This window comes from Ideonella sp., from assembly GCF_044358605.1.
Taxonomy (GTDB): Bacteria; Pseudomonadota; Gammaproteobacteria; order Burkholderiales; family Burkholderiaceae_C; genus Ideonella.
In genome coordinates this window covers 1-25009 of the sequence record NZ_JBIKNQ010000050.1, presented here as the reverse complement: position 1 = coordinate 25009, position 25009 = coordinate 1, and the positions used below count along the sequence as shown (strand labels likewise).

General features: G+C 63.3%; 19 protein-coding genes. 12 read left to right on the top strand and 7 right to left on the bottom strand.

What is annotated here, in order from left to right; translation table 11 throughout:
* Positions 1-62 precede the first annotated feature (62 nt).
* On the top strand, positions 63-1193 hold the full coding sequence (locus tag ACIQ3Q_RS16530) for a GGDEF domain-containing protein (RefSeq protein ID WP_396270279.1): 1131 nt from the start codon (positions 63-65) through the stop codon (positions 1191-1193).
* A 6-nt stretch (positions 1194-1199) separates the two neighbouring features.
* Here the strand turns inward: ACIQ3Q_RS16530 and icmF are convergent, their stop codons facing one another.
* Positions 1200-4490, bottom strand: coding sequence for a fused isobutyryl-CoA mutase/GTPase IcmF (gene icmF / locus ACIQ3Q_RS16525; protein ID WP_396270278.1), 3291 nt, complete (start codon positions 4488-4490; stop codon positions 1200-1202).
* Positions 4491-4752: 262 nt separating this feature from the next.
* Between icmF and ACIQ3Q_RS16520 the strand changes: the two genes are divergently transcribed.
* A complete protein-coding gene (locus ACIQ3Q_RS16520; protein ID WP_396270294.1) occupies positions 4753-5520 on the top strand; it encodes a type III pantothenate kinase in 768 nt (255 codons plus the stop codon).
* Here ACIQ3Q_RS16520 and ACIQ3Q_RS16515 read toward each other — a convergent pair.
* Positions 5470-6333, bottom strand: coding sequence for a potassium channel family protein (locus ACIQ3Q_RS16515; RefSeq protein WP_396270277.1), 864 nt, complete (start codon positions 6331-6333; stop codon positions 5470-5472). The genes ACIQ3Q_RS16520 and ACIQ3Q_RS16515 overlap by 51 nt on opposite strands.
* An 89-nt stretch (positions 6334-6422) precedes the next feature.
* On the opposite strand from ACIQ3Q_RS16515, the gene ACIQ3Q_RS16510 reads away from it, so the two are divergent.
* Complete coding sequence (locus ACIQ3Q_RS16510; protein ID WP_396270276.1) at positions 6423-7565, top strand: GGDEF domain-containing protein; 1143 nt, start codon at positions 6423-6425, stop codon at positions 7563-7565.
* A gap of 25 nt (positions 7566-7590) precedes the next feature.
* Here the strand turns inward: ACIQ3Q_RS16510 and hslU are convergent, their stop codons facing one another.
* The 5 genes from hslU to ACIQ3Q_RS16485 form a co-directional block, all read right to left on the bottom strand.
* Positions 7591-8907 (bottom strand): ATP-dependent protease ATPase subunit HslU, encoded by a 1317-nt coding sequence (gene hslU / locus ACIQ3Q_RS16505; protein ID WP_396270293.1) that lies wholly within the window; start codon positions 8905-8907, stop codon positions 7591-7593.
* Positions 8901-9452 (bottom strand): ATP-dependent protease subunit HslV, encoded by a 552-nt coding sequence (gene hslV, locus ACIQ3Q_RS16500; RefSeq protein WP_396270275.1) that lies wholly within the window; start codon positions 9450-9452, stop codon positions 8901-8903. Before hslV ends, hslU begins: the two co-directional genes overlap by 7 nt.
* Positions 9453-9621: 169 nt before the next feature.
* Entirely contained in the window at positions 9622-11310 is a 1689-nt protein-coding gene (locus ACIQ3Q_RS16495) for an STAS domain-containing protein (RefSeq protein ID WP_396270274.1), read from the bottom strand.
* Positions 11311-11422: 112 nt separating this feature from the next.
* Positions 11423-11902 carry an RNA polymerase-binding protein DksA gene (gene dksA, locus ACIQ3Q_RS16490; RefSeq protein ID WP_396270273.1) on the bottom strand — a complete coding sequence of 160 codons (480 nt, stop codon included), beginning with the start codon at positions 11900-11902 and terminating at the stop codon, positions 11423-11425.
* Positions 11903-12398: 496 nt separating this feature from the next.
* Complete coding sequence (locus ACIQ3Q_RS16485) at positions 12399-13433, bottom strand: CobW family GTP-binding protein (protein WP_396270272.1); 1035 nt, start codon at positions 13431-13433, stop codon at positions 12399-12401.
* A 129-nt stretch (positions 13434-13562) separates the two neighbouring features.
* On the opposite strand from ACIQ3Q_RS16485, the gene ACIQ3Q_RS16480 reads away from it, so the two are divergent.
* The 9 genes from ACIQ3Q_RS16480 to ACIQ3Q_RS16440 all read left to right on the top strand — a co-directional run bounded on the left by ACIQ3Q_RS16480 (position 13563) and on the right by ACIQ3Q_RS16440 (position 24772).
* Positions 13563-14468 carry an HlyC/CorC family transporter gene (locus tag ACIQ3Q_RS16480; RefSeq protein WP_396270292.1) on the top strand — a complete coding sequence of 302 codons (906 nt, stop codon included), beginning with the start codon at positions 13563-13565 and terminating at the stop codon, positions 14466-14468.
* A complete protein-coding gene (gene lnt / locus ACIQ3Q_RS16475; RefSeq protein ID WP_396270271.1) occupies positions 14465-15985 on the top strand; it encodes an apolipoprotein N-acyltransferase in 1521 nt (506 codons plus the stop codon). Before ACIQ3Q_RS16480 ends, lnt begins: the two co-directional genes overlap by 4 nt.
* Before the next feature lie 77 nt (positions 15986-16062).
* Positions 16063-17016: a glycine--tRNA ligase subunit alpha gene (gene glyQ / locus ACIQ3Q_RS16470; protein WP_396270270.1), complete on the top strand. Its 954-nt coding sequence runs from the start codon at positions 16063-16065 to the stop codon at positions 17014-17016.
* 8 nt (positions 17017-17024) lie between these two features.
* Positions 17025-19166, top strand: coding sequence for a glycine--tRNA ligase subunit beta (gene glyS / locus ACIQ3Q_RS16465; protein ID WP_396270269.1), 2142 nt, complete (start codon positions 17025-17027; stop codon positions 19164-19166).
* A 23-nt stretch (positions 19167-19189) separates the two neighbouring features.
* Positions 19190-19774 carry a D-glycero-beta-D-manno-heptose 1,7-bisphosphate 7-phosphatase gene (gene gmhB, locus ACIQ3Q_RS16460; RefSeq protein WP_396270268.1) on the top strand — a complete coding sequence of 195 codons (585 nt, stop codon included), beginning with the start codon at positions 19190-19192 and terminating at the stop codon, positions 19772-19774.
* A gap of 13 nt (positions 19775-19787) precedes the next feature.
* Positions 19788-20543 (top strand): lysophospholipid acyltransferase family protein, encoded by a 756-nt coding sequence (locus ACIQ3Q_RS16455; protein ID WP_396270267.1) that lies wholly within the window; start codon positions 19788-19790, stop codon positions 20541-20543.
* Positions 20544-20758: 215 nt separating this feature from the next.
* Positions 20759-22984 carry a type VI secretion system Vgr family protein gene (locus ACIQ3Q_RS16450; RefSeq protein ID WP_396270266.1) on the top strand — a complete coding sequence of 742 codons (2226 nt, stop codon included), beginning with the start codon at positions 20759-20761 and terminating at the stop codon, positions 22982-22984.
* A gap of 14 nt (positions 22985-22998) precedes the next feature.
* Entirely contained in the window at positions 22999-24423 is a 1425-nt protein-coding gene (locus tag ACIQ3Q_RS16445; RefSeq protein WP_396270265.1) for a DUF2169 domain-containing protein, read from the top strand.
* Entirely contained in the window at positions 24416-24772 is a 357-nt protein-coding gene (locus tag ACIQ3Q_RS16440; protein WP_396270264.1) for a DUF4150 domain-containing protein, read from the top strand. Before ACIQ3Q_RS16445 ends, ACIQ3Q_RS16440 begins: the two co-directional genes overlap by 8 nt.
* Positions 24773-25009: the final 237 nt, after the last annotated feature.

The following is a 25009-nucleotide window of genomic DNA, read 5'->3' as shown; positions in this document are numbered from 1 at the left end:
CCCAAGCACTCAAGCCGGGAGAGGGCCGGACGATAAGCAGATGTCCTCTCCCCCGCCTCTTCATGCCGACCTACGTCTCTCCTCTGCTGTCCGGTGTTGGCGCCCCACGCGCTTTGCAGTGGGTGTGGGCGGGGGCGTGCGCCGACGACACTGCCACCCAGCGGCGCAAGCTGATGCAGACCAATGTGGCGGCCGGCATGATGATTTTCATCATCGTGGTCTTCAATCTGGTCTACACCAGCATTGGCAATGTGGGCCTGATGCGATCAGGCTGGGCGCAACTGCCGTTTGCGGCACTCACCCCGGTGATCTGGTGGCTCAACGCCCAAGGCCGCCGAGAGTGGGCGCGCTGGCTTTTGTTTGCCTTGGCCATGGGCGGCTGCGTGGCCGTGATCGTGGGCGGCCAAGGCACCGAGGGTATGGCCCACAGCTACTTCTTGCTTTATGCGGTGATGGCCGCCTGCTTCTTCCCCATGCAAGAGTGGCGCTCTGCCTTGGTCTTCTCAGCACTCAATCTGCAGATATTTGCAGCCCTGCAAATCTACGGCTGGCCGGCCCACCACACGGTTTATGCGCTCGAGCCGCAAACTTTGGCTGCGTTGAAGGTGGCCTTGCAAGGCGGCTGCGTGCTGGTCGTGGTGGGCGTAGTGCTGCTCAGCGAGTCCGTGGCCGAGCGCAATGAACATCAATTACGCGAGTTGGCCATGACCGACCTGCTGACCGCCTTGCCCAACCGCCGTGCCTTCAGCCAAGCGCTGGTGAATGAACTGGCCCGCAGTGTGCGCCACGGCCACCCCTTGTCGCTGGCGGTGATGGACCTGGACCACTTCAAACGCATCAATGACAACCACGGCCATTCGGCGGGCGACGAAGCCCTGCAACACACGGCCAAGATCCTGCGCGGCCAAGCCCGCTGCGAAGACATGGTGGCCCGCATCGGCGGCGAAGAGTTTGCCCTGCTGATGCCCGAGACCGCAGCCGAGCAGGCCCTGGAAGTGGCCGAGCGCATGCGCCGCGCTATCATGGCCCAGCCTTTAAGCGCCCAGGCCGGCGGTGAGCCTGTGACCACCAGTGTGGGCGTGGCCACCGTGCCGCCCGGCATGGACGGCGAACAAGCCCTGCACGCCGCCGACCGCGCGCTCTACGAGGCCAAGCGGCGCGGGCGCAATTGCGTGGTGGCGGCGGTGGTGTAGCCGCGCTTACATCGAGCGCCGATACTGCCCGCCCACCTCAAACAGCGCCGAGGTGATCTGGCCCATGGAGCAGACGCGCACGGCGTCGACCAGCACCTCAAACACGTTCTGGTTGGCCATCACGGCTTGCTTCAGGCGCTCCAGCATGGCGGGAGCCTGGGCCGCATGGCGGCTGTGGAAGTCGGCCAGGCGGCTGAGCTGGGATTGCTTTTCGTCTTCGGTCGAGCGGGCCAGCTCGATGGGGCCTTGGGCGGCGTCGCCCTTGGGGTTGCGGAAGGTGTTGACACCGATGATGGGGTACTCGCCGGTGTGCTTGAGCATCTCGTAGTGCATGCTCTCTTCTTGGATCTTGCTGCGCTGGTAGCCCGTCTCCATCGCACCCAACACACCGCCGCGCTCGGCGATCTTTTCAAACTCGGCGAGCACCGCTTCTTCGACCAGCTCGGTCAGCTCGTCGATGATGAAGGCACCCTGGTTGGGGTTTTCGTTTTTGGCTAAACCCCATTCGCAGTTGATGATCAACTGAATCGCCATCGCGCGGCGCACCGAGTCTTCTGTCGGCGTGGTGATGGCTTCGTCAAAGGCGTTGGTGTGCAGGCTGTTGCAGTTGTCGTAGATGGCGATCAGCGCCTGCAGCGTGGTGCGGATGTCGTTGAACTGGATCTCCTGCGCGTGCAGGCTGCGGCCACTGGTTTGGATGTGGTACTTGAGCTTTTGGCTTCGCTCATTCGCACCGTATTTTTCCTTCATGGCGACGGCCCAGAGGCGGCGAGCCACGCGGCCCATCACGGTGTACTCCGGGTCCATGCCATTGCTGAAGAAGTAGCTCAGGTTGGGCGCAAAGTCGTCGATGTGCATGCCGCGCGCCAAGTACGCTTCGACAAAGGTAAAGCCATTGCTGAGGGTGAAGGCCAACTGGCTGATGGGGTTGGCCCCGGCTTCGGCAATGTGATAGCCGGAGATGGACACCGAGTAGAAGTTGCGAACGTCATGGTGCACAAAGTACTGGGCGATGTCGCCCATCACCTTCAATGAAAACTCGGTGGAGAAGATGCAGGTGTTTTGGCCTTGGTCTTCTTTGAGGATGTCGGCCTGGATGGTGCCGCGCACATTGGCCAGCACCCATTCCTTGATCTTGAGGCTTTCAGTATCGGTGGGCTCGCGGCCGTTGTCTGCCTTGAACTTGTCGAGTTGCTGGTCGATGGCCACGTTCATGAACATGGCCAGCATGGTGGGTGCTGGGCCATTGATGGTCATGGAGACCGAGGTGGTGGGGTTGCACAAGTCAAAGCCCGAGTACAGCACCTTGAGGTCGTCCAGCGTGGCGATGCTCACGCCCGAGTTGCCCACCTTGCCGTAGATGTCCGGGCGCGGGTCCGGGTCGTTGCCGTACAGGGTGACCGAGTCAAAAGCGGTGGACAGGCGCTTGGCCGGCATGCCCTCAGACACCAGCTTGAAGCGGCGGTTGGTGCGGAAGGCATCGCCTTCGCCCGCGAACATGCGGGTCGGATCTTCACCTTCGCGCTTGAAGGCAAAGGTGCCGGCGGTGTAGGGGTAGCTGCCGGGCACGTTGTCCAGCATCAGCCACTTGAGGATTTCGCCGTGGTCTTCGTACTGCGGCAGGGCCACTTTGCGGATGGTGTTGCCGCTGAGCGTGGTGTGGGTCAGCTTGGTGCGAATTTCCTTGTCGCGGATCTTCACCACATACTCATCTCCGGCGTAGGCTTGTTGCATCTGCGGCCACATCGTGAGCAGCTTCTTGGCGTCGGCATCCAGGCAGGCTTCGCGGTCCACGGCCAAGTCTTCCACGGCTTCAGCGGCACGGCTGCGCTCGGGTTTGTCCACCTTAAGCATCTGGGCGCTGGCGCGCAATTGCTGCACCTCGCGGGCCAGGCGGGCCTGGGCTCGGGCACGGGCCTTGTAGCCGCGCACGGTGTCGGCAATCTCGGCCAGGTAGCGCACGCGGGCCGGGGGCACGATGGGCGTTTGGTGGGTGCTGTGGCGGGTGCTGACGCGGGGCAGCTTGCCTTCGGTCATCTGGAGGCCCAACTCGATCAGGCGGGCTTTGAGCGCTTGGTAGAGCGCGGTCACGCCGTCATCGTTGAAGCGGCTGGCCATGGTGCCGAAAACCGGCATGGCATCGGGCATCACGGTGAAGGCTTCGCGGTTGCGCTGCACCTGCTTGGCCACGTCACGCAGCGCGTCGGCTGCGCCCTTGCGGTCGAATTTGTTGATGGCCACAAACTCGGCAAAGTCCAGCATGTCGATTTTTTCAAGCTGGCTGGCGGCGCCAAACTCGGGGGTCATCACATACATCGGGATGTGGACCAGCGGCACGATGGCCGCATCGCCTTGGCCAATGCCCGAGGTCTCGACGATGATCAGGTCGAACCCGGCGGCCTTGGTGGCGGCCAGCACATCGGGCAGGGCGGCGGAGATCTCGCTGCCGGTGTCGCGGGTGGCCAGAGAGCGCATGAAGACGCGGGCGCCTTGCTGCCAGGGGCCTGTGGCGTTCATGCGAATGCGGTCACCCAAGAGCGCGCCACCACTCTTGCGGCGGCTGGGGTCAATGCTGATGACGGCAATGCGCAGCGCGTCGTCTTGGTCCAGGCGGATGCGGCGGATCAGCTCATCGGTCAGGCTGGACTTGCCTGCGCCGCCCGTGCCGGTGATGCCGATGACCGGCGTGCTGCTGCTGGCTGCTGCGGCTTGCACCTGTGCCACCAGCGCCGTGTCGGCTTTGCCGTTCTCTAGCGCCGTGATCAGTTGGGCCAAGGCGCGCCACGCCTCGGGCGTTTGGCCTTGGATGGCCTCCACCGTCTTGGGGGCGTAAGGCGACAAGTCTTTGTCGGCCCGCATCACCATCTCGCCGATCATGCCGGCCAGGCCCATGCGCTGGCCATCTTCGGGGCTGAAGATGCGCACGCCGTGGCCGGCCAGCATGCTGATCTCGTCGGGCACGATCACACCGCCGCCGCCGCCAAAGACCTGGATGTGTTCACCGCCACGGGCCTTGAGCAACTCAACCATGTAGGTGAAATACTCGTTGTGGCCGCCTTGGTAGCTGCTGACCGCAATGCCTTGCACATCTTCTTGCAGGGCTGCGGTGACCACTTCGTCCACCGAGCGGTTGTGGCCCAGGTGAATGACCTCCGCGCCCATGCCTTGCAGGATGCGCCGCATGATGTTGATGGCGGCGTCATGGCCGTCGAACAGGCTGGCGGCGGTGACAAAGCGCACCTTGTTCGTGGGGCGGTAGTTGGCCAGGGCTTTGAATTCGGCGGAGAGATCGGTCATGGCGCGGGTCTCGCAGGCAAAGGCAGGGACTAGGCAAGTTGGAGTTGACGTTAACGTAAACGTCAACTCGGAATGATGCCACCAAGCGCTTCGCCTTGCCTGACGCTCAAGCCGCTTGGAGGTGGGTGTTTTCCCCTAAGCCCTCGGAAAGGCCCTTGGCGCTGGTAGGCTGTGCGCCCAAGAGCCTTGAGTGGCGGCTGTGCGCGGCCCCCTGAGGAAGAATGCCGCGTTGGGGCGTGCCCTGCCTGTTGAAGGTGAACGTTTGAGTTTTCTGGCCATCGATATTGGGAACACCCGCCTGAAGTGGGCGCTGTATGACTCGCCCCGCCCTGGGGCGGTGATTCAGGCCCAGGGGGCGGTGTTTCTGGAAACCATTGACGAGTTGGCTGAAAAGGCCTGGAAGCACCTGCCGGCACCCACCAGCATGCTGGGCTGCGTGGTGGCGGGCGAGGCGGTGCGCCGCCGGGTGGAAGAGCAGTTGGAGCTGTGGGATTTGCAGCCGCGCTGGGTGGTGCCCGCCGCGCAAGAGGCGGGGGTCAGCAACGGCTACGACCACCCCATGCGCTTGGGCGCAGACCGTTGGGTGGCGCTGATCGGCGCGCGCGGCCATGTTCTGGCCGGTGGCCCGCCGCGCCCGGCCTTGGTGGTGATGATCGGCACGGCGGTGACGGTGGATGCGATAGACCGCGAAGGCAAGTTTGTGGGCGGCTTGATCCTGCCCGGCCACGGCATCATGCTGCGCGCCCTGGAAAGCGGCACAGCCGGCTTGCGCGTGCCCACGGGCGAGGTGGTGCGCTTTCCGTCCAACACCTCCGACGCCCTGACCAGCGGCGGCACCTATGCCATCACCGGCGCCATTGAGCGCATGGGGCGGCATTTGGCCGAGCTGAGCGGCGGCGAGGTGCCCCGAGTCATCATGACGGGCGGCGCGGGCTGGAAGGTAGCGCCCTATCTGGACATGCCGCACGAGTTGATCGAGTCACTGATCTTTGACGGGCTGATCCACATCCAGGCCCACCGGGGGCGTTGACAGGGATGAGGCTTGGCGCAGCGCAGCCACCTCGCTGCGCAACTGCGACAGTTCACCATTGACCTTGCCCAGCTCGCGGTGCAGGTCGCGCAGGATGTCGTGCTCGATGCGGCGCTCTTCGGTTTCAACCCAGCGCGTGGCTATGGCGGCCGTCACCAGGGTGAGCACGCCATAGCCCAGCAGCACCACAAACACCGAGAACACTTTGGCCGCTGGGGTGGTTGGCACCACGTCGCCATAGCCCACCGTGGCTGCGGTGGTGAAGGCCAGCCATATGCCTTCACCAAAGCTATGAATGCTGGGGTCTATCCACCAATAACCCAGGCCGCAACCGGCCAGCACCACCACGGCCACTAGTAGCAAATAGGTGACGCTGCCGCGCGAGATCAGATGCTGGACCGACCACACCATGCGCGCCAAGCTGATGAAAGCCACCAACAGGCGCAAACCCAATGCTTCGGTGGACGCATGGCTAGGTGGCAAGAGTGCGGCCAGCACCAGGCCGACGATCAGGACCAACTCCGTGGGGTTGGCAAACACATGCAGCCAAGGATGGGCGCTGCGCAAGCTGACATGCAGCAAGGCGCCCGCCAACACCAATGCCGCCATGCCATACACGGCCACGTCAACCCCGCTCCAACGGGCCGGCAGCAAATCGACATAGAAGGCCGGGACGGTGGCCAGCAGCGCCAACATCACCGGCACACGCCAACGGGATTGGACTCGCAAGGCACGGGTCTCGCTGGGGCGTGGCGGGGCCAAGCCCCAGCGTTTGGTGCTTTTGGGCTGGGAATGATGTGAAGCAGCGCTCATGGAAGATGAGTGGAGCTGGCTGAAGCCAGAGTTTGGCACGTGACAGGCTGGTACTTTGGGGCTGCCGACGTCAGTGAGCGGGCGTATGCTTGAAACTCGATACTATTGACCGCATGAAGAAGGCACCGCATCGCACCGCTCAGCTCACCGCCCGTTGGCGGTGGCTGTCCTTCGGTGTGCGTGCCGAAGACACCGCCACGCAGGTGCGCAAAATTGTGCAGGTCAATGCCGGTGCTTGGCTCATGATTGGGACCATATTGGTGTTCAACGCCTTGTTCTGGTTGGTGGGCAATGAGGCATTGATTCGATCTGGTCTGTGGCAGTTGCCCCTGATGCTGCTGGTGCCTGCGGTATGGTGGCTCAATGCACGGCGCCATTTGCGCACGGGCCGCTGGCTGATGATCTTGATGGCCATGACGGATTGCGTCGTGGCGATTGTGGGAGGCCAAGGCACGGCGTCCAGTGTTCACGTTTACTTCTTGCTCTTGGCCGTGATGACCCCCACCTTTTTCACGGTGGAGGAGTGGCCCTCCACCATGGCCTTGGTCACGGCCAATTTGCTCATTTTCTTGGTCTTTCAGTTTGGCTATTGGCCCTCGCATCCGTCATTTGCTTTGCTGGACGCCCAGACGCGCGAGCAAATGATTCAGTCCATGGTGGTGTCATGTGTGCTGATCTTGATCTTGATGACCATGCTCACCGAGATCGCGGCGGCCGATAACGAGAACCGCTTGATCCGTCTGGCTGAAACCGACCCGCTGACGGGTCTGGCCAATCGGCGCCAGTTTCGTCAGGCCTTGGAGGCTGAAGGCAGCCGCATGGCGCGTGAGGGCGGCAGCTTTGTGCTGGGCGTGTTTGACCTGGACCACTTCAAGCGCGTCAACGACGAATGGGGCCATGACGCGGGTGACCAAGCCTTGGTTCACGTCGGCCATGTGGTGCAAGGCCAACTGCGGGCCTACGACCTGGTGGCGCGCACGGGCGGCGAAGAGTTTGTGCTGCTGTTGCCTCACGCCGGCCTGGCCGAGGCCAGCCAGGTGGTAGAGCGCATCCGCCAGGCTTTGGTGAACGACCCCTTCACCTATGGCGGCCACGCACGGGCCATCACCGTCAGCATCGGCCTGGCCCTGGTGACCGACGCGGCCACCATGGACCAGCGCCTGCGCCAGGCCGACGAGGCCATGTATCAGGCCAAGCACGAAGGCCGCAACCGCGTGTGCTGCGCCCCTTAGCGCCACTGAGCCGCTGAGCGTGGGCTCAGAGGATGTAGCGCGACAGATCTTCGTTGCGGGCCAACTCGCCCAAGCGCGCGGTCACGGCAGCGGCATCCAAGGTGATGGTCTGGCCCGAGAACTTGGGTGCGTCAAAGCTGATCTCCTCCAGCAAGCGCTCCATCACCGTAGAGAGGCGCCGTGCACCGATGTTCTCGGTGCGCTCGTTCACCTCACAAGCGATCTCAGCCAAGCGGCGGATGGCGTCTGGCGCGATCACCAGCGTCACGCCTTCGGTGGCCAGCAGCGCTTGGTACTGGCGGATCAAATTGGCGTGGGTGCTGCTGAGGATGGCTTCAAAGTCATCCACGCTCAAGGCCTGCAATTCAACCCGAATCGGGAAGCGGCCTTGCAGCTCGGGGATCAAGTCGCTGGGCTTGGCCAGATGGAAGGCGCCTGAGGCAATGAACAGCACATGGTCGGTGCGCACCATGCCGTACTTGGTTTGCACGGTGGTGCCTTCCACCAGCGGCAGCAGGTCGCGCTGCACGCCCTGGCGCGAGACCTCTGCTCCCTGGGTGTTGCTGCGGGCCGCGACCTTATCGATCTCGTCGATGAAGACGATGCCGTTTTGCTCTGCGTTGTGCACTGCCCGGCTCTTGATCTCGTCCTCGTTGACCAGCTTGGCCGCTTCTTCATCGGCCAGTTGGCGCAGGGCTTGGTCGATGCGCAGCTTGCGGGTGCTGGTTTTGCCTGAGCCCATTTGGCTGAACAGGCCCTTGAGCTGCTCGGCCATTTCTTCCATGCCCGGCGGCGTCATGATGTCGACATTGGCGCGCGGCTCGGCCAGCTCCAGCTCGATCTCGCGGTCATTCAGGCTGCCCTCGCGCAGGCGCTTGCGCATGACTTGGCGGGCGGTGTTGTCGGCCTCTGCAGCACCGTGGCGCGGTGGGGGCACCAAGATGTCCAAGATGCGGTCTTCGGCGGCGTCTTCGGCCTTGAGTCGGGCGCGCTTCAGCGCCGCTTCGCGCTCTTGCTTGACCGAGACTTCGATCAGGTCGCGCACGATGGTGTCTACGTCTTTGCCCACATAGCCCACTTCGGTGAACTTGGTGGCCTCCACCTTGATGAAGGGCGCATCAGCCAGCTTGGCCAGGCGGCGCGCGATCTCGGTCTTGCCCACGCCCGTGGGGCCGATCATCAGGATGTTCTTGGGCGTGATCTCGGGGCGCAGCTTCTCATCCACCTGCTGGCGGCGCCAGCGGTTACGCAGGGCAATGGCCACCGCGCGCTTGGCAGCCTTCTGGCCCACGATGTGGCTGTCCAGCTCAGAGACGATCTCTTGCGGGGTCATGCTCATGATTCCAACACCTCGATCGTGTGGTTCTGGTTGGTGTAGATGCACAAGTCGCCCGCAATCTCCAGCGAGCGCTTGACGATGTCCTGGGCGGGCATCTCGGTGTGGGCCAGCAGGGCGCGAGCAGCAGCCTGGGCATAGGCGCCGCCCGAGCCGATGGCGACGATGCCGTGCTCAGGCTCCAGCACATCGCCATTGCCGGTGATGATCAGCGAGTTCTCGAGGTCGGCCACGGCCAGCATGGCCTCTAGATTGCGCAGCACTTTGTCTGTGCGCCAGTCACGGGTCAGCTCAATGGCAGCGCGCACAAGGTGGCCCTGGTGCTTGTCGAGCTTGGCCTCAAATCGCTCAAACAGGGTGAAGGCATCGGCCGTGGCCCCGGCAAAACCGGCCAGCACCTTGTCGTGGTGCAGGCGGCGGACCTTGCGGGCGCTGGCCTTGATGACGATATGGCCCAGCGTGACCTGGCCGTCGCCGCCCAAGGCCACTTGCCAACCGGTGGGGGTGCGACGACGCACGCTGAGAATGGTGGTGCCGTGATAGGGTTCCATGACGGATCAATCTGGGGCCAAGCGGCCCGGGTTCAAGGGGAGTGATTCCATTTCTAAATCATCCGTGTCGTTGTTGCTTCGCCTCGCCGTGCGACAGCACTGTCTTCTAGACACGAATGATTTGGAAATGGAATGAGCGGCCCCGCAGTGCGGAACCGCCGCTGCGGCTTCAGGCGTGGCGCAACTGCACTTGGGCGTGCTCGCCCACACCCATGGCGCTGAACATCAAGGCCACCAAGCGATGCACATCGACGAAGCTGATGTGGCGGCCTTCTGAGCGCTTGGCCACCACCCAGTTCAGCAGATCACCGGCAGCGACAAAATCCACCCGAATCAGCAGCGCGCAGGAAATGCGCACAATCTCGGCCGCGCCCAGCTTGGCGTTCAGGCTCTCTAGAGTGGGGTTGATGTCACCCGAGAGTTGGCCCGACAACTCCAAGGTGGTGACGGGCTGCGAGCGCCCCCCCGACTGCTCATCCAGCAAAGTGGTGACGGGCTCGCCCACCAAGGACATGGAGGCCGACCGTGTGCTGACGGCACCCGTGGTGCTGCCGCTGAGGCGAGCCACGCACTCGGCGGGCTCCCAACTCGGCGGCGAGACCTCGTAGGTCACGCAATAGTCGATGGCGACATCGTCAAACTGATCCGGCCGGTTGACCAAGCGCATGGCCTCTAAGCGGGCCAGCCAAATGGCAGGGTCGGCGTCGCGAACGCCCACCGGGGCCGAGTCTTGCAAGATGGCAAAGAGGTGGTCGCCGCCAATCCAGCGCATCTCCACGTCCATGCCGGCCCACTGGCGGAACAGGGCGCGCAGGCGCGAGGCGCCATCGGCATCAATGACCTGCAGCACCGACCAATCGAGCACCCAGGGCTTGGGCAATTGCATGGTCTGCGAGCTGAGCTGCACCACCGCTTCCGCGTCCAAGGTGCTGGGGCAGACCCAGCCCACGGCCACCGGGCCGCCATCACGTTGGCGCGCCGCAGTGGAGGTCGTGGTATCCGCCACCAAGCGGGGCAAGGAGAACCATTGCGGCGCCGAGCGCTGGAAGTGCTGGGCGAAATCCAATGACAGATTGTCAAAGGGGTTGTGTTGACCCGTGGCGCGGAACAGGTCGAACACGGTCAGCCAAGTGTCCAAGTGCGTACGCCGACTGCCCTTGTGACTGATCAGGTTGAGCAGCAGTTTTTCGGCATGGGCAAAGTCAGCATTGGCAAAGGCGATGACGGCCTCGTCCAACTCGGGGTCGTGCGCAATGTCGCTGACTTCGAGGTCGTGCAGTGCCCGCTGAGCCAAGAGCAAGCCCCCTGCAGGGGCCTGCGGCGCCTTGGGAGCCGCAGCCACCGGCGCGGCCAGGGCCCCCAAAGGGTTGGCCGCGATGGGGTTGGGGGCCGCTGCTGCAGCGGGCGGCGCCGAACCCAGCGTCATGGGCTCGGTGGGGGTGTCAAACCCGGAGGCCACCAAGCCCATGGGCACGGTGGGCTCGGCGTCAATTTGCGCCGTTAAGGTGGGCAGGTTGCTGATGGGCGGACGCACGCCAGGCCTGGGGGCCACGGCGGTACGTGCCAGCGAAGAGGCACTGCCCACCATCTGCTTTTCGATGGCGTCGATTTTGTCTTTGACAGCCGTGCTGCCTGGCGGCTGGGTGAGCCGGACTTCGGACTCGTCAATGCGCGAGGTGGCATCCAGGGCGGCCGCCTGTTCGGGCGACAGGCCTTCTCGGCGAATGCGGCGCAGCATGTCGAGTTCGCGCTTGCGCACGAAGTCGTTGCGCCGCTTGCGCTCGATCATGGCCTTGAGTTCGGCCTTTTCGGCCTCGGCCGCCGCATCGCGCGCTGAGGATTCGCCGCTGAGTTTCATCTTGTCTCGCGCAGGTAGGGTGGCGCCCGTTTCTCTGGCCCTGCATCAGGTCTGCATCGAGCGCGAGTCCAGGTCTAGAAAGTGGCGCTAGGCCGCTTTGAGGCCCCTTAGATCAGTCCCCAAACATCTTCTGCTTCATTTCGCGGCGCTGCTGGGCTTCCAGCGACAGCGTCGCGGTCGGGCGGGCCAGCAAGCGGCGCAGGCCGATGGGCTCGCCCGTCTCATCGCAGTAGCCATAGTCACCGGAGTCGATGCTGGCAATGGCTTGCGAGATCTTCTTCAGCAGCTTGCGCTCGCGGTCGCGCGTGCGCAGCTCCAACGCATGCTCTTCTTCAATCGTGGCCCGGTCTGCTGGGTCGGGCACGATGGAGGTGTCTTCACGCAAATGCTCGGTGGTCTCCCCCGCGTTCGACAGCAGGGCGTCTTTTTGCGACTGCAATTCGTTGCGGAAGTACTCCAACTGCTTGTCGTTCATGTACTCCGACTCAGGCATGGCCAGCAGCTCATCCTGGGTCAATTCTTTGCCGGCCTTGGTCTTCCAGGCGTTGGCCAACTTGGGGTCCACCTTGGCGGTGGGCTTAACTGCTGTCATGGGTTCCGGATAGGTCTTGGTCTGTGGCTTAGCGGGCGAGAATCGGTCATTGAAACTCGACGTCGAGCCGGTGGGGGCTGCTGCGCGTACAGGCGCTGCAGCCACAGGGGAGGGCTTAGCGGCCGCCTTTGGCGCGGCCGCAGGTTTGGTTTTGGCCGCAGAAGCAGCCGGGGCTTTGGCCGCAGCGGGCGCTGCAGTCGATGTTTTGCTGGCTGCCGGGGCAGCTTTCTTGGCAGGCGTTTTCGCCGCAGCGGCAGGCTTTTTCTCAGCACCTTTTGCCGTGGCGTCAGCTTTAGCCGGGGTCTTGCTCACAGTCCGTCTCCTCACCCAGGTCGCACGTGAAGCGGTGGTTATACCCCCGCACCCCCGGGTGACTGTGGTTAAGACACCACGATGGGCGCGCGGATTGTAGCCACCAGTCCGATGCAGCGGGCGACCATTTGCCCCGCCAGCACCAGCCGGGAGCGGACATTCTGCGCACAGACCCTGGCATTTGTCATGCCAAACAACCCTCCAAGCCCTGCAAAAGAATATCTTTGGGCAAATCGATGCCAATAAACACCATCTTGCTCACTTTGGCTTCGCCAGGCGCCCACTTGGGGCCCAAGTCGCTGCCCATCAGCTGGTGCACACCCTGGAAGATGACCTTGCGCTCGGAGCCTTTGAGCCACAACACGCCCTTGTAGCGCAGCATCTTGGGGCCGTAGACCTGCACGATGGCGCCCAAGAAGTCTTCGAGCTTGGTGGGCGAGAGCGCTTTGTCCGAGCGGAACACAAAGGACTTCACATCGTCATCATGATGATGGTGGTGCGGGTGGTCGCAGTGCTCATCGTGCTCATGATCATGATGATCATGGTGGCCGTGCCCGTGGCCTTCTGTCAGGAAATCGGGGTCGATGTCCAGCTTGGCATTCAGGTTGAAGCCGCGCAGGTCAAACACGCTGGCAATCGGCACTTCACCAAAATGAACCTGGTGCTGGGGCGCACGCGGGTTCATGTGCTTAAGGCGGTGCTTCAGGGCGTCCACGCTGGCGGCGTCCACCAAATCTGTTTTGCTGATGAAGATTTGATCGGCAAAGCCCACTTGGCGGCGCGCCTCTTGGCGCTCGTCCAACTGGGTTTGGGCGTGCTTGGCGTCCACCAGGGTCAAGATGGAGTCCAGCACATAGCTCTCGGCCACTTCATCGTCCATGAAGAAGGTCTGGGCCACGGGGCCGGGGTCGGCCAAGCCGGTGGTCTCGATCACCACGCGCTCAAAGTCCAGCTCGCCCTTGCGGCGCTTGGCGGCCAACTCAGCCAGAGTGGTGCGCAGGTCTTCGCGGATGGTGCAGCAGACGCAGCCATTGCTCATCTGGATGATCTGCTCTTGGGTTTCGGTGACCAAGATGTCGGTGTCGATGTTCTCTTCACCGAACTCGTTCTCGATCACGGCGATCTTTTGCCCGTGGCTCTCCGACAGCACGCGCTTGAGCAGCGTGGTTTTGCCGGCACCTAGAAAGCCGGTGAGGATGGTGGCTGGAATGAGGGGCATGGTGGGTTCTCTAGAGGAATCAAGGGGGGCCGGTCGCTGCGTTGGCGGCGGGCCACGCCGGGCGGCCAAGGGCGTGATTGTCAAGCAGATGGAGTATTCTTGCTGGAACTCAACTCCCGGCACCCGTTTGTGTCCGAACCTCAGTCTTCTAGGCCGCCACGAGGCGGCCACAGCCCGCAGCACCGCCAAGGTGAGGGGCCTCATTCCGATAAACGCACCTTCTTTGAGCGTCTGGTTGAGTTCATCTCGCCAGGCCCGGACTCCAAGGACGAGCTCATCGAAACCTTGGCCGAGGCCGAGCAGCGAGACCTGATCGAGCCCCAAAGCCGAGCCATGTTGGAAGGCGTGCTGCGCATGGCCGACATGGTGGCGGGCGATGTGATGGTGGCCGCACCCCGTATGGACGTGCTGGACATTGACGCCCCGTACGACGAGTTGCTGGCCACCGTCATTGAGACCGGCCACTCCCGTTTCCCGGTGACCGAAGACGGCCGCGACAACATCATTGGCATCTTGATGGCCAAGGATTTGCTCAAGTTGCAGCGCGCGCCGGAGCTGAACCTGCGCACGCTCTTGCGCCCGGCCGTCTTTGTGCCGGAGTCCAAGGGCTTGAACGAGCTGCTGCGCGACTTCCGCTCCAACCGCAACCACCTGGCCATCGTGATCGACGAGTTTGGCACCACGGCGGGCCTGATCACCATTGAAGACGTGCTCGAAGAAATCGTCGGCGAGATCGAAGACGAGTTTGACGACGCCGACGCAGAAAGCGGCATCTACACCCTGGCCGATGGCAGCCATCGGGTGGCCGGTGATGCCGACATTGCGGTCGTGGCCTCGACGTTTGGCCTGGCGTTTTCGAGCGATGACTTTGACACCATTGGCGGGCTGATTGCCCATGAGCTGGGCCATGTGCCCCGCCGTGGCGAGACGGTGGAGTGCGGCGGCCTGTCCTTCACGGTGATGCTGACCCGGGGTGGTGCCGTGCGCTGGTTCCGCGTGCGCCGCTTGGACGCTGGCTCGTCCACCGCTTCATGATGGTGGCGCCCACCTCGCGCGCCACCTTCTGGGGGGGCGGCTTGGCCCTGTGGGCCGCAGGTGCAGCGCACAACCTCGCCTTTGCGCCTTGGGGTTGGTGGGCCTTGCAATGGCCTTTGCTGGCGCTGCTGGCCGCGCTGGTGCTGCGCGCCACCCCACAGCGTGCGGCGTGGTGGGGCTGGTGCTTTGGCGTGGGCTGGCTGTCGGCCGGGCTGTGGTGGCTGCACATCAGCATGCACGAGTTCGGCGGCATGCCCTCGGCCCTGTCCATCACAGCGGTGCTGCTGCTGGCCGCCGCGCTCTCGCTGTATCTGGCCTTGGCCATGGCGGCGGTGGCGCGCTGGCGCAGTGGCTCGCCGGTGGCGGACGCCTTGCTCTTTGCGGGTGCCTGGCTCGCGGCCGAGTTGGCCCGCGCACAGTGGTTCACCGGTTTTCCCTGGATCGCCTCCGGCTATGTGCATACCGACGGCCCGCTGGCGGGCTGGGCCCCCTGGGTGGGCGTCTATGCCATGGGGGCGCTGGCGGCGCTGAGTGCGGCCTGCTTGGCGCAACTGCTGCGCCACCGCTCGGCCGGGGTGTTCGCGGGGCTGCTATTGCCCCTGCTGTTGGCTGCGGTGCCGCGCTGGGCGGGGGTGTCCGAGTTCACCACGTCTAGCGGGGTGATGAGCGTCAGCCTGCTGCAGCCCAATGTGCCGCAGAACCTCAAGTTCGACCCCGACCGCCTGGCAGGCAATATGCAGGCGCTGGCAGACCAAGTGCGGGCCGCCAGAGGGCAGTTGGTCGTGACACCAGAGTCTGTCTTGCCCGTGCCTCGTGACCTGCTCGACCCCAGTTATTGGGCCGAGTTGACGGCGCCCATTCGTCGCTCAGAAGGCCGTGGCGCACTGCTGGGCACCTTCTTGGGCAGCGACGAACAAGGCTGGGTCAATTCCATGGTGGGCGTCACCCCCGGCTCGGCCGAAGACTATGCCTACGGAAAACGCCACTTGCTGCCCTTTGGTGAGTTTGTGCCGCCGGGCTTTCGCTGGTTTGTCGACTTGATGCGCATCCCGCTGGGGGACCAAGCCAGTGGCCAGCAAGAGGCGGCGTTTGCCATCGCAGGCCAGCGCGTGCGGCCCTTGATCTGCTATGAAGATTTGTTTGGCGAGGACTTTGCCGCCAGCGTGTTGGGGCCAGATGCCGCCACGGTGTTTGCCAATGCCACCAACCTGGCCTGGTTTGGCCGCCACATGGTGCAAGAGCAGCACCAGCAGTTTTCCCGCATGCGGGCCTTGGAGTTCCAACGCCCGTTCATCCGCGCCACCAACACGGGCGCCACCGGCGTCATCAACCACCGTGGCGAAGTGACGGCCAGCCTCCCGGCCTGGACCACCGGCATCCTAGAGGCCCAGGTCGAAGGCCGCTTGGGCGAGACGCCTTATGCTCGGTGGCTGGCCCAGGCGGGGCTGTGGCCGCTGTGGGCCTTGGCATTGATGCTCATACTCCCTGCTTGGTCGAGGCAGCGCCGAGTCCGCTGAACTTAGAATCGACCCTCCCTGCGCGACGGGGGCTGCCAGCCCCTTCGCCCCTGCCAAACAAGAACCCTGGCCGCACGATGCTCACCTTCCAGCAAATCATTCTGAAGCTCCAAGCCTATTGGGATGCCCAGGGTTGCGCCCTGCTGCAGCCCTATGACATGGAGGTGGGTGCGGGCACCAGCCACACCGCCACCTTCTTGCGCGCCTTGGGCCCGGAGCCTTGGAAGGCCGCTTATGTGCAGCCCAGCCGCCGCCCCAAAGACGGCCGTTATGGCCAAAACCCCAACCGCTTGCAGCACTACTACCAATACCAGGTGGTGCTCAAGCCCGCGCCGGCCAATATCTTGGAGCTGTATCTGGGCTCGCTGGAAGCCCTGGGCTTCGACCTCAAGAAGAACGATGTGCGCTTTGTGGAGGACGACTGGGAGAACCCCACGCTGGGCGCCTGGGGCCTGGGCTGGGAGGTCTGGCTCAACGGCATGGAGGTGACCCAGTTCACCTACTTCCAGCAGGTCGGCGGCATCGACTGCAAGCCCATCACCGGCGAGATCACCTATGGCCTGGAGCGTCTGGCCATGTATCTGCAAGGCGTGGAAAACGTCTACGACCTGGTCTATGCACCCGGTATCAGCTACGGCGATGTGTTTTTGCAGAACGAGGTTGAGCAGTCGACCTACAACTTCGAGCACAGCAATGTTGAGTTCTTGTTGCAGGCCTTCGGCGCGCACGAGGGCAATGCCCAGCACCTGATGGCCCAGCAACTGGCGCTGCCTGCCTATGAGCAAGTGCTGAAGGCAGCCCACACCTTCAACCTGCTGGACGCTCGTGGTGCCATCAGCGTCACCGAGCGCGCTGCCTACATCGGCCGCATCCGCAACTTGGCCCGCGCCGTGGCCCAAAGCTACCTCGACAGCCGTGCCCGTCTGGGCTTCCCCATGGCGCCCAAGGCCTGGGGTGAAGAAGTCATCGCCCAACTCGCCGCCAAGGCTGAGAAGGCCGCCCAAAAAGACAGCACCAAAGCGCAGGCCTGAGACCCATCATGAGCACGCAAAACCTCCTCCTTGAACTGTTTGTCGAAGAGCTGCCCCCCAAGGCCCTCAAAAAGCTGGGCGAGTCCTTCGCGGCCACGCTGGCGGCCAGCCTGAAGGCCCAAGGCCTGGCGGCTGCAGGCGCCGCCGTGACCTCGTTTGCTTCACCGCGCCGCCTGGGCGTGCATGTGGCGGCGGTTGCACCCAAGGCCGCCGACAAAGCCCAGCAGCTCAAGCTCATGCCTGTGGCTGTGGCCTTGACGGCTGACGGCCAAGCGACCCCCGCCTTGCTGAAGAAGCTGGCCTCGGTGGGCGCCGATGCGGCTGTGGTCCCGCAACTCAAGCGTCTGCCCGATGGCAAGGCCGAAGCCCTGTTCTTGGACAGCGTGGTGCCCGGCGCCAGCTTGGCCGAGGGCCTGCAAAAGGCGCTGGACGAAGCCCTGGCCAAGCTGCCTATCCCTAAGGTCATGACCTACCAATTGGCCGATGGCTGGAGCGACGTGAAGTTTGTGCGCCCCGCCCACAAGCTGCTGGCCCTGCATGGCGCCGACGTGGTGCCGCTGCAGACCCTGGGCCTACAGGCTGGCCGCAGCACCATAGGCCATCGCTTTGAAGCCGCACAAGCCGTGGTTGAGATCACGCACGCCGACCACTACGCGCAAGCTTTGCGTGAACAAGGCGCGGTGATCGCCAGCTTTGATGAGCGCCGCGCCGAGATCGTGCGCCAGTTGGCCGCCGCCGCCGCCAAAGAAGGCCTCACGCCGATTGACGACGAGGCCTTGCTGGACGAAGTCACCGGCTTGGTGGAGCGCCCCAATGTGCTGACCTGTCAGTTCGAGAAGGAATTCTTGGGCGTGCCCCAAGAGTGCCTGATCCTGACCATGAAGGCCAACCAAAAGTACTTCCCGCTGCTGGACGCCCAAGGCAAGCTGACGAACAAGTTCCTGATCGTCAGCAACATTGCACCAGCCGATGCCAGCGCCGTGATCCAAGGCAATGAGCGCGTGGTGCGCCCGCGCTTGGCTGATGCCAAGTTCTTCTTCGACCAAGACCGCAAGAAGACGCTGGAGAGCCGCGTTCCTGGCCTGGCCCGGGTGGTTTACCACGGCAAGCTGGGCACGCAGGGTGACCGCGCCGAGCGCGTGCGCGCCATTGCGCATGAGATCGTCAAGCAGTTGCGCATGGCCACCGTGCCTTACACGGCCGAGGCCAAAGACGAATTCGATGTGCTGGACAGCAAGGCGCAGCAAGCGGCGCTGCTGGCCAAGACCGACCTGCTGACCGACATGGTGGGCGAGTTCCCTGAGCTGCAAGGCATCATGGGCGGCTACTACGCTCGGCACGAAGGCCTGCGCGACGGTGTGGCCATCGCCATTGAAGACCACTACAAGCCGCGCTTTGCCGGCGACGCCCTGCCGCGCAACCACACCGGCACCGTGCTGGCGCTGGCCGACAAGCTCGAAACCCTGGTGGGTTTGTTTGGCATTGGCCAGCTGCCCACCGGCGACAAAGACCCCTTCGCGCTGCGCCGCCACGCCTTGGGCGTGATCCGCATCTTGGTCGAAAAGAACCTGCCGCTGAACCTGCCTGAGTTGTTGGCAGGTGCGGTGCCCGCCTTTGGTGAGCTGATCAGCAACCCCAGCGAGGCTTTAACCAGCTTCATGAGCGACCGCCTGGCCGTCTCCCTGCGCGACCAGGGCTACACCGCGCAAGAGGTCGAAGCTGTGCTGGCGCTCAAGCCAGCGCGCCTGGGCGATGTGCCCAAGCGCTTGGCGGCGGTGCGCAGCTTTGCGGCCCTGCCCGAGGCCGCCTCACTGGCGGCCGCCAACAAGCGTGTGGGCAACATCCTGAAGAAGGTTGAAGGCGCGCTGCCCACGACGGTGTCGACTGAACTGCTGAAAGAACCCGCCGAAGCTGCCCTGCAAGCCGCGCTGGTGCAAGTCGGCCCGGTAGCAGACCGCCTGTTCGAGCAGCATGACTATGCCGGTTCGCTGACGGCGCTGGCGGCACTCAAGGCGCCGGTCGATGCCTTCTTTGACGGCGTGATGGTCAATGCTGATGACGCCGCCTTGCGCGCCAACCGCCAGGCCTTGCTCAACCAGTTGCACCAAGCCATGAACCGCGTGGCCGACCTGGCTGCTTTGGCCAGCTGAAGCGCCGCGCCTGAGCCCTCACCATGCAAGCCCCCAAGCTCATCATCATCGGCCGCGACGGCATCCTCAATCGCTTTCGCGAGGACCATGTCAAAGAGCCGTCTGAGTGGGAGCCGCTGCCGGGCGCGCTGGAGGCCGTGGCCAAGCTCAACCATGCCGGCTGGCACGTGGTCATCGCCACCAACCAAGGCGGTATCGGCCGCGGCTTGGTGGACATGAGCGCGCTCAATGCCGTGCACGTCCACATGATGAAGCTGCTGGCGGCTAAAGGTGGGCGCATTGATGCGGTGTTCTTCTGCCCGCATCCGGCGCACGAGCATTGCGAGTGCCGCAAGACTGCCCCGGGCTTGATGCACGAGATTGCCAGCCGCTATGGGGTGGACCTGAAGAACGTGCCCATGGTGGGCGACACCCCGCGCGACTTAGAGGCGGCCCTGGCTGCGGGCTGCCCGCCGCACCTGGTGCGCACTGGCCGTGCGGGCCGGGTTCAGCCCGAGGAAGTGGCCCAATGGTTGGCTGCCGCGCCGGGCGCCTTGGTGCACGATGATTTGATGGCCTTTGCCCATCACCTGCTTGAGCGTGACGCGAACCCGCGCACCGGACATTGACAATAACAAGACCATGCAACGTTTGTTTTCGGCGCTGCGTTCAGCGTTCTACATTGCTTTTTTAACGGCCACGGTCATTCCTTGGGCTACTGTCGTGGTCTTGGCCTCAGCAGTGCTGAATGGCACTCGCATCTACTGGATGTGTGCGGGTTGGCTCAAGCTCTCGATCTGGGGTGCACGTGCCATTTGCGGTGTGAACTACCGCATCCACGGCATGGAGAACGTGCCCGATGCGGCCCATACCCGCGACGCCGTGATCTTGGCCTCCAAACACCAAAGCACCTGGGAGACCTTTGCCTTTCCGGCCCTGATGCCGCACCCGCTGTGCTACGTGTTTAAGCGCGAGTTGCTATGGATTCCGTTTTTTGGCTGGGCCATGGCCCGCATGGACATGATCCACATCGACCGCAGCAAGCGCGCAGAGGCTTGGAGCAAAGTGGCCGAGCAAGGTAAGCGCTACATGGCCGAAGGCAACTGGGTCATCATGTTCCCAGAAGGTACGCGTGCGGCGCGCGGTGAGCAAGGCGTCTATAAGTCCGGCGCCTCGCGCTTGGCCATTGCGGCGGGCAAGCCCATCGTGCCCATTGCCGTGACCTCCGCCGTCTGCTGGCCCCGCAAGAGCTTTTTGCTGAAGCCTGGCACCATCGATGTCTCCATTGGTCGCCCCATCTCGTCGGAAGGCCGTCAGCCTGACGAGTTGATGCGGGAAGTCGAAACGTGGATCGAAGCCGAAATGCGGCGACTAGACCCCGAGGCGTATGCCGCATAGTGCGTGCACAGAACCCGGATAGCAGGGCATAGTTCCTCAGTCCTGCTGTACTAGGGACTTCTTCCACGCAGTAGCCGTGCTAGCATGAAAAACGCTGGCGCATGCTGGCCACAGTCATAAGAACGGTGCGTTTGTGCACCGCTGATGCGCCCCTGGGGCCGGCCACACTTGCTGTTTGGGGCGTGTTGGGCTGGGGTGCTGGAGTGGAAGACCTCATGAGATCCCTGCCTGATGCTGCGCTGCTGCGCGCGCGACTCAACGCCCCGCGCCAAACCAATCGCTTGTTGCGATTGAAATTCCCGCATGACGACGGCCCTGCCGAGGCGTTGTTGGTCGCCAACCGGCTAGATGCCAAAGAGTCCTTGTCGCGCGACTTCGAGTTCCATGTGGAAGTCTTGTCAGACGACCCGGACGTGCCCCTCAAGTCCATGATGGGCAAGCTGGTCACCATCGAATTGGTGCGCGACGACGGCAGCCTGCGCTACTTCAACGGCCATGTCTTTGACTTTCGCTTTGTCAAAAACGACGCTGGCTTCGCCTACTACCAGATGTTGCTCCTGCCTTGGATGGCCTTTCTGCGCCGCCGCCGAGACAACTACCTCTTCCATCGCAAGACCGTTCGCGAGCAAACCGAGCTGATCTTTGCTGACTACGACCTGGCCGATTGGGCTCCCCGGCATCTAGGGCCAGACCCGCAGATGACAGACGCCTGCCAGTTCAACGAAACCGACCACAACTACCTGCACCGCCGCTGGGAGGCCCTGGGCTGGCACTACTGGTACGAACACCGTGCCGACGGCCATACCTTGGTGCTGTGTGGCGACAGCACGCAGGCTGAGCCCTGCGAGGGCAGCGGTGCCATGAGCTGGGAGGGCACTACCGGCGTGCGCCGTTGTGGCCTGTGGACCTTCGGTGGGGCGCGCAGCGTGGCGTCTACGGTCTATGCAGCATCGTCGTTCGACTTCAAACAGCCGCGTCCCATGCAGGCCAGCGCGCCCTCCATGAACCAGCAGGGCCAACTCACCCGCATGGAGGTCTACGACTATGCCGGCGCCTACGCCTTTGGCAGCCAAGCCGAAGGCGATGACCTGGCGCTGCGCCGCATGGAAGAGATGGAGGCGGCCGCCAAACACTTTGAGGCGACCGGTGACGAGGACCACGGCCAGTGTGGCCGAAGCTTTGTGTTGCAAGGCCACCAAGACCTGCTCAAGCGCATGGACGAGCCCGAGGACGTGGAGTTCTTGATCATCGACATCCACCACGAAGCCAGCAACAACTACGAAGCCCAACAAACCACCGAGGCCGACTACCGTTGCCGCTTCAACAGCCTGCGCAAGAAAATCCCTTGGCGGCCCGGCCGCGGCCACCACAGCACTGAGCCCAAGATCTACGGCCTACAAACCGCCATCGTGGTCGGGCCACCCGGTGAGGAGATCCACACCGACGAATACGGCCGCGTGCGGGTGCAGTTCCACTGGGACCGCGAAGGCCAGTACGACGAAAAATCCAGCGCCTGGGTGCGCGTGGCCAGCACCTGGGCGGGTAGCAACTTCGGCTTCATGGCGGTGCCTCGCATCGGCCAAGAGGTGATCGTGCAATGGCTGGACGGCAACCCCGACCGCCCTCTTGTCACCGGCCGTGTCTTCAACCAAGACAATATGCCGCCGTGGGAGCTGCCGGCCAACAAAACCCAAACCGGCATGCTCAGCCGCTCCACCACCGGCGGCGGCTATGACAACGCCAACGCGCTGCGCTTTGAAGACAAGAAAGGCCAAGAAGAAGTCTGGCTGCACGCCGAGAAAGACCAGCGCATCGAGGTGGAGAACTGCGAAAGCCACAGCGTGGGCGTGGACCGCAGCAAGACCATCGGCCATGACGAGACGGTGAGTGTGGGCAACAACCGCAGCGAGACGGTGGGCACCAACGAAACCATCAGCATCGGGGCCGACCGCAAAGAGGATGTGGGCGCGAACGAGACCATCAGCATTGGCATCAACCGAACGGAGACGGTCGGGGCGAATGAGACGATCACGGTGGGGGCGAGCCGCAGCAAGACCATTGAAAAAAACGAGAGAGACAAGATTGGTAAGAACTGGTCCATCAATGTGGGCAAGTTCAAGACGGAAACGATTGCTCTGGCGTCGATGCAGAACGTGGGGCTGGGCAAAATGGTCAATGTCGGCGCGGCGTACAACCTCAATGTCGGTGGGCTGATGGCCACAGTGGTAGGTGCGCAGCGCTCAGATGCGACAGCCCTCAACCACGGCGTTACCGTGGGCCAGAGTTTTACCTTGTCGGCAGGCGACGTGATCGAGCTGCGTTGTGGGGCCAGCGTGCTACGCATGGACAGCAGTGGCAAAGTCACGATTCAGGGCACGGAGTTCCTCTTTGACGCGAGTGGCCCGGTGCAGATTAATGGCAAAGACATTGACTTGAACTGAGCTTCGGTACTGTCATGGAGTTTCGCAACCTGACCCCCTTTGATGCGCTGGCCTTTAGCGCGCTTGATACGCGGGACCGTGCCTACCATGTTGTGGTGCTCAAGGTGGGCTTGCGCCTGGTGCAAGACGGTGGGCAGTGGTCGGCCGTCCTGATGGACGAAGACCCTTGCCGCCTCTGTCTGGCCGACGAGCATTGGGGCGCCCCGGGGTACAGCAGCATCAAGCAAGAAAGCGATTTGGCGCCTTACAAGCCCAAATGCGATGTGCTGGTCCGCGGGCAGAGCTTTGCGCCGCAGGGCAAGCCCGCGTCTCACTGGACAGCGCGCTTGAGAGTGGTCGAAACCTTCAAGGAGCATGTGCCTGCTCCCAGCAAGCCAGTGGCATTGAATCCCTTGATGGGCTTGACGCTGGGACAGAAACAGCAATGGGAGGATGCGCAGCGAGATTACGCTCGGCGATTGGAGGCGGTGCGGGCGCGAGGCTCCAGGGTTGTGCTCGATAAGACCATTGCCTTGCGTGGGCCGAGCGAGTTCTTTCGAACGCCCCTGTTGGGTTGGAAGCGCAGTAGCAGCGCCGCCGTCCTCAGTGTGCCCTTGCGCTGGGAGCAGAGCTTCGGAGGAGCCAGCATTGTCCCTGCCGCGGCCAAGAGCCTTGGCTCTGCGGGCGAGGTGTCACCGCCCTTGCTGAACGAAGTCTGCTTCAGCAATCCAGTGGGTTGTGGATGGATGGAGGCGCGCTGGGAAGCCGCTGTCAAACAGTCCACTGGACGCCTGCCGAGCAGCTTGCCTGCGCCTCAAATCGAAGCGTCTGATCTACCGCCCCTAGAGGCGCCTGTGTGGGCCTCGAATCCGGAAGGCGAGGTGTCTGCCGAGCGGATGAAAGAGGTCGCCGCCAGCTATAAGGCAAAGCCTGTTGGATTGGCTGCCTTAGGGCGTGCTTGGGCACCTCGCTTGGCACTGGCCGGTACCTATGACCAAGCCTGGCGCGACACCCGTCATCCGAAGTTACCCAAAGACTTTGACTTTGCGTACTACAACGCGGCGCCAGCCGATCAGCAGATCGACTTCCCTGATTTGCTGCGGGGCTATGTGCTGCAAACCGAGAACCTCACGCCAGGTGGGGGGTGGGCGACCGTGGCCTTGCCCAAGCATCGCGCGTATGCCTTGATGCGGATGGACGATGGCCTGGTTTTGCCTTGCCCCATGCAGGTGGATCACATTGAGTTGGATAACGAGAACCAAGAGGACGTCCGTCTCTTGCTCAGCTTTCGATGCGCGGTGCTGAAGCAGGCGGGTGTGCGTGTGTTGGAGGCTCGCTTCGAGGTGGACCCAACCCGGGACTTGTTGACGCTGGAGCCTTCGGCTGATTACCAAGGCCCCACACCTGAAGGCCTGAAAGCAGAGCGTGCGCGGGACGCTGGAGAGGCTGCCCATGGCTAAAGACTTCATGGCACGGCAGCAAAGTGGCTGGCTGGTGGTCTGCACCAGCCCTGATGTCTGCAAGACACCTATGGGCTCCAGCACACCTCCCGTGCCCTACCCCGTGACGGCCCAGCTCAGTGCCGCAGCTGATGTGGCGCTCTCGGTGCGCAGCAATGGACACCCCGTGCTGGTCATGAGTCGCAGTGAGATTCCCAGCACCCAAGGCGATCAGGCGGGACTGGCCAAAGGGGTCAAAAGTGGTACGGTTGGGGGTAAGTGCTACCCCTCTGAGGCCAGCACCACGGTGCGTGTTGAGAAGTGCTATCTCGTGCGTCACGGCGATGGCTTTGAGATGAACGCGAGCTGAAAGATGGGTACACCCAAACCCGGCAATACACCCGGTGAGGTTCTTGGCCCCGTTTCGCCAGGGGCCAAGCGGGCAGAGGCTGCGAACCCGGCTGTGCGTGCGGAGTCTCCCGCAGAGCTAGCAGGCTGCTGAAAAACCGCCTTGATCATGCAGCTTTGGCGCCCGACTTAAAGTCTGAGTTGAGTGCGTTTCGTGATGCGGGAAATCGAGCCCGAATTTCATCGATTTAGTGCGGTT

Coding starts and splice junctions, on each gene's coding strand:
- ACIQ3Q_RS16445 (WP_396270265.1), top strand. CDS start 22,999: ATGGAGTTTCGCAACCTGACCCCCTTTGATGCGCTGGCCTTTAGCGCG.
- ACIQ3Q_RS16495 (WP_396270274.1), bottom strand. CDS start 11,310: ATGAAACTCAGCGGCGAATCCTCAGCGCGCGATGCGGCGGCCGAGGCC.
- ACIQ3Q_RS16440 (WP_396270264.1), top strand. CDS start 24,416: ATGGCTAAAGACTTCATGGCACGGCAGCAAAGTGGCTGGCTGGTGGTC.
- hslV (WP_396270275.1), bottom strand. CDS start 9,452: ATGGAACCCTATCACGGCACCACCATTCTCAGCGTGCGTCGTCGCACC.
- dksA (WP_396270273.1), bottom strand. CDS start 11,902: ATGACAGCAGTTAAGCCCACCGCCAAGGTGGACCCCAAGTTGGCCAAC.
- ACIQ3Q_RS16515 (WP_396270277.1), bottom strand. CDS start 6,333: ATGAGCGCTGCTTCACATCATTCCCAGCCCAAAAGCACCAAACGCTGG.
- ACIQ3Q_RS16455 (WP_396270267.1), top strand. CDS start 19,788: ATGCAACGTTTGTTTTCGGCGCTGCGTTCAGCGTTCTACATTGCTTTT.
- ACIQ3Q_RS16530 (WP_396270279.1), top strand. CDS start 63: ATGCCGACCTACGTCTCTCCTCTGCTGTCCGGTGTTGGCGCCCCACGC.
- lnt (WP_396270271.1), top strand. CDS start 14,465: ATGATGGTGGCGCCCACCTCGCGCGCCACCTTCTGGGGGGGCGGCTTG.
- gmhB (WP_396270268.1), top strand. CDS start 19,190: ATGCAAGCCCCCAAGCTCATCATCATCGGCCGCGACGGCATCCTCAAT.
- ACIQ3Q_RS16450 (WP_396270266.1), top strand. CDS start 20,759: ATGAGATCCCTGCCTGATGCTGCGCTGCTGCGCGCGCGACTCAACGCC.
- glyQ (WP_396270270.1), top strand. CDS start 16,063: ATGCTCACCTTCCAGCAAATCATTCTGAAGCTCCAAGCCTATTGGGAT.
- glyS (WP_396270269.1), top strand. CDS start 17,025: ATGAGCACGCAAAACCTCCTCCTTGAACTGTTTGTCGAAGAGCTGCCC.
- ACIQ3Q_RS16485 (WP_396270272.1), bottom strand. CDS start 13,433: ATGCCCCTCATTCCAGCCACCATCCTCACCGGCTTTCTAGGTGCCGGC.
- icmF (WP_396270278.1), bottom strand. CDS start 4,490: ATGACCGATCTCTCCGCCGAATTCAAAGCCCTGGCCAACTACCGCCCC.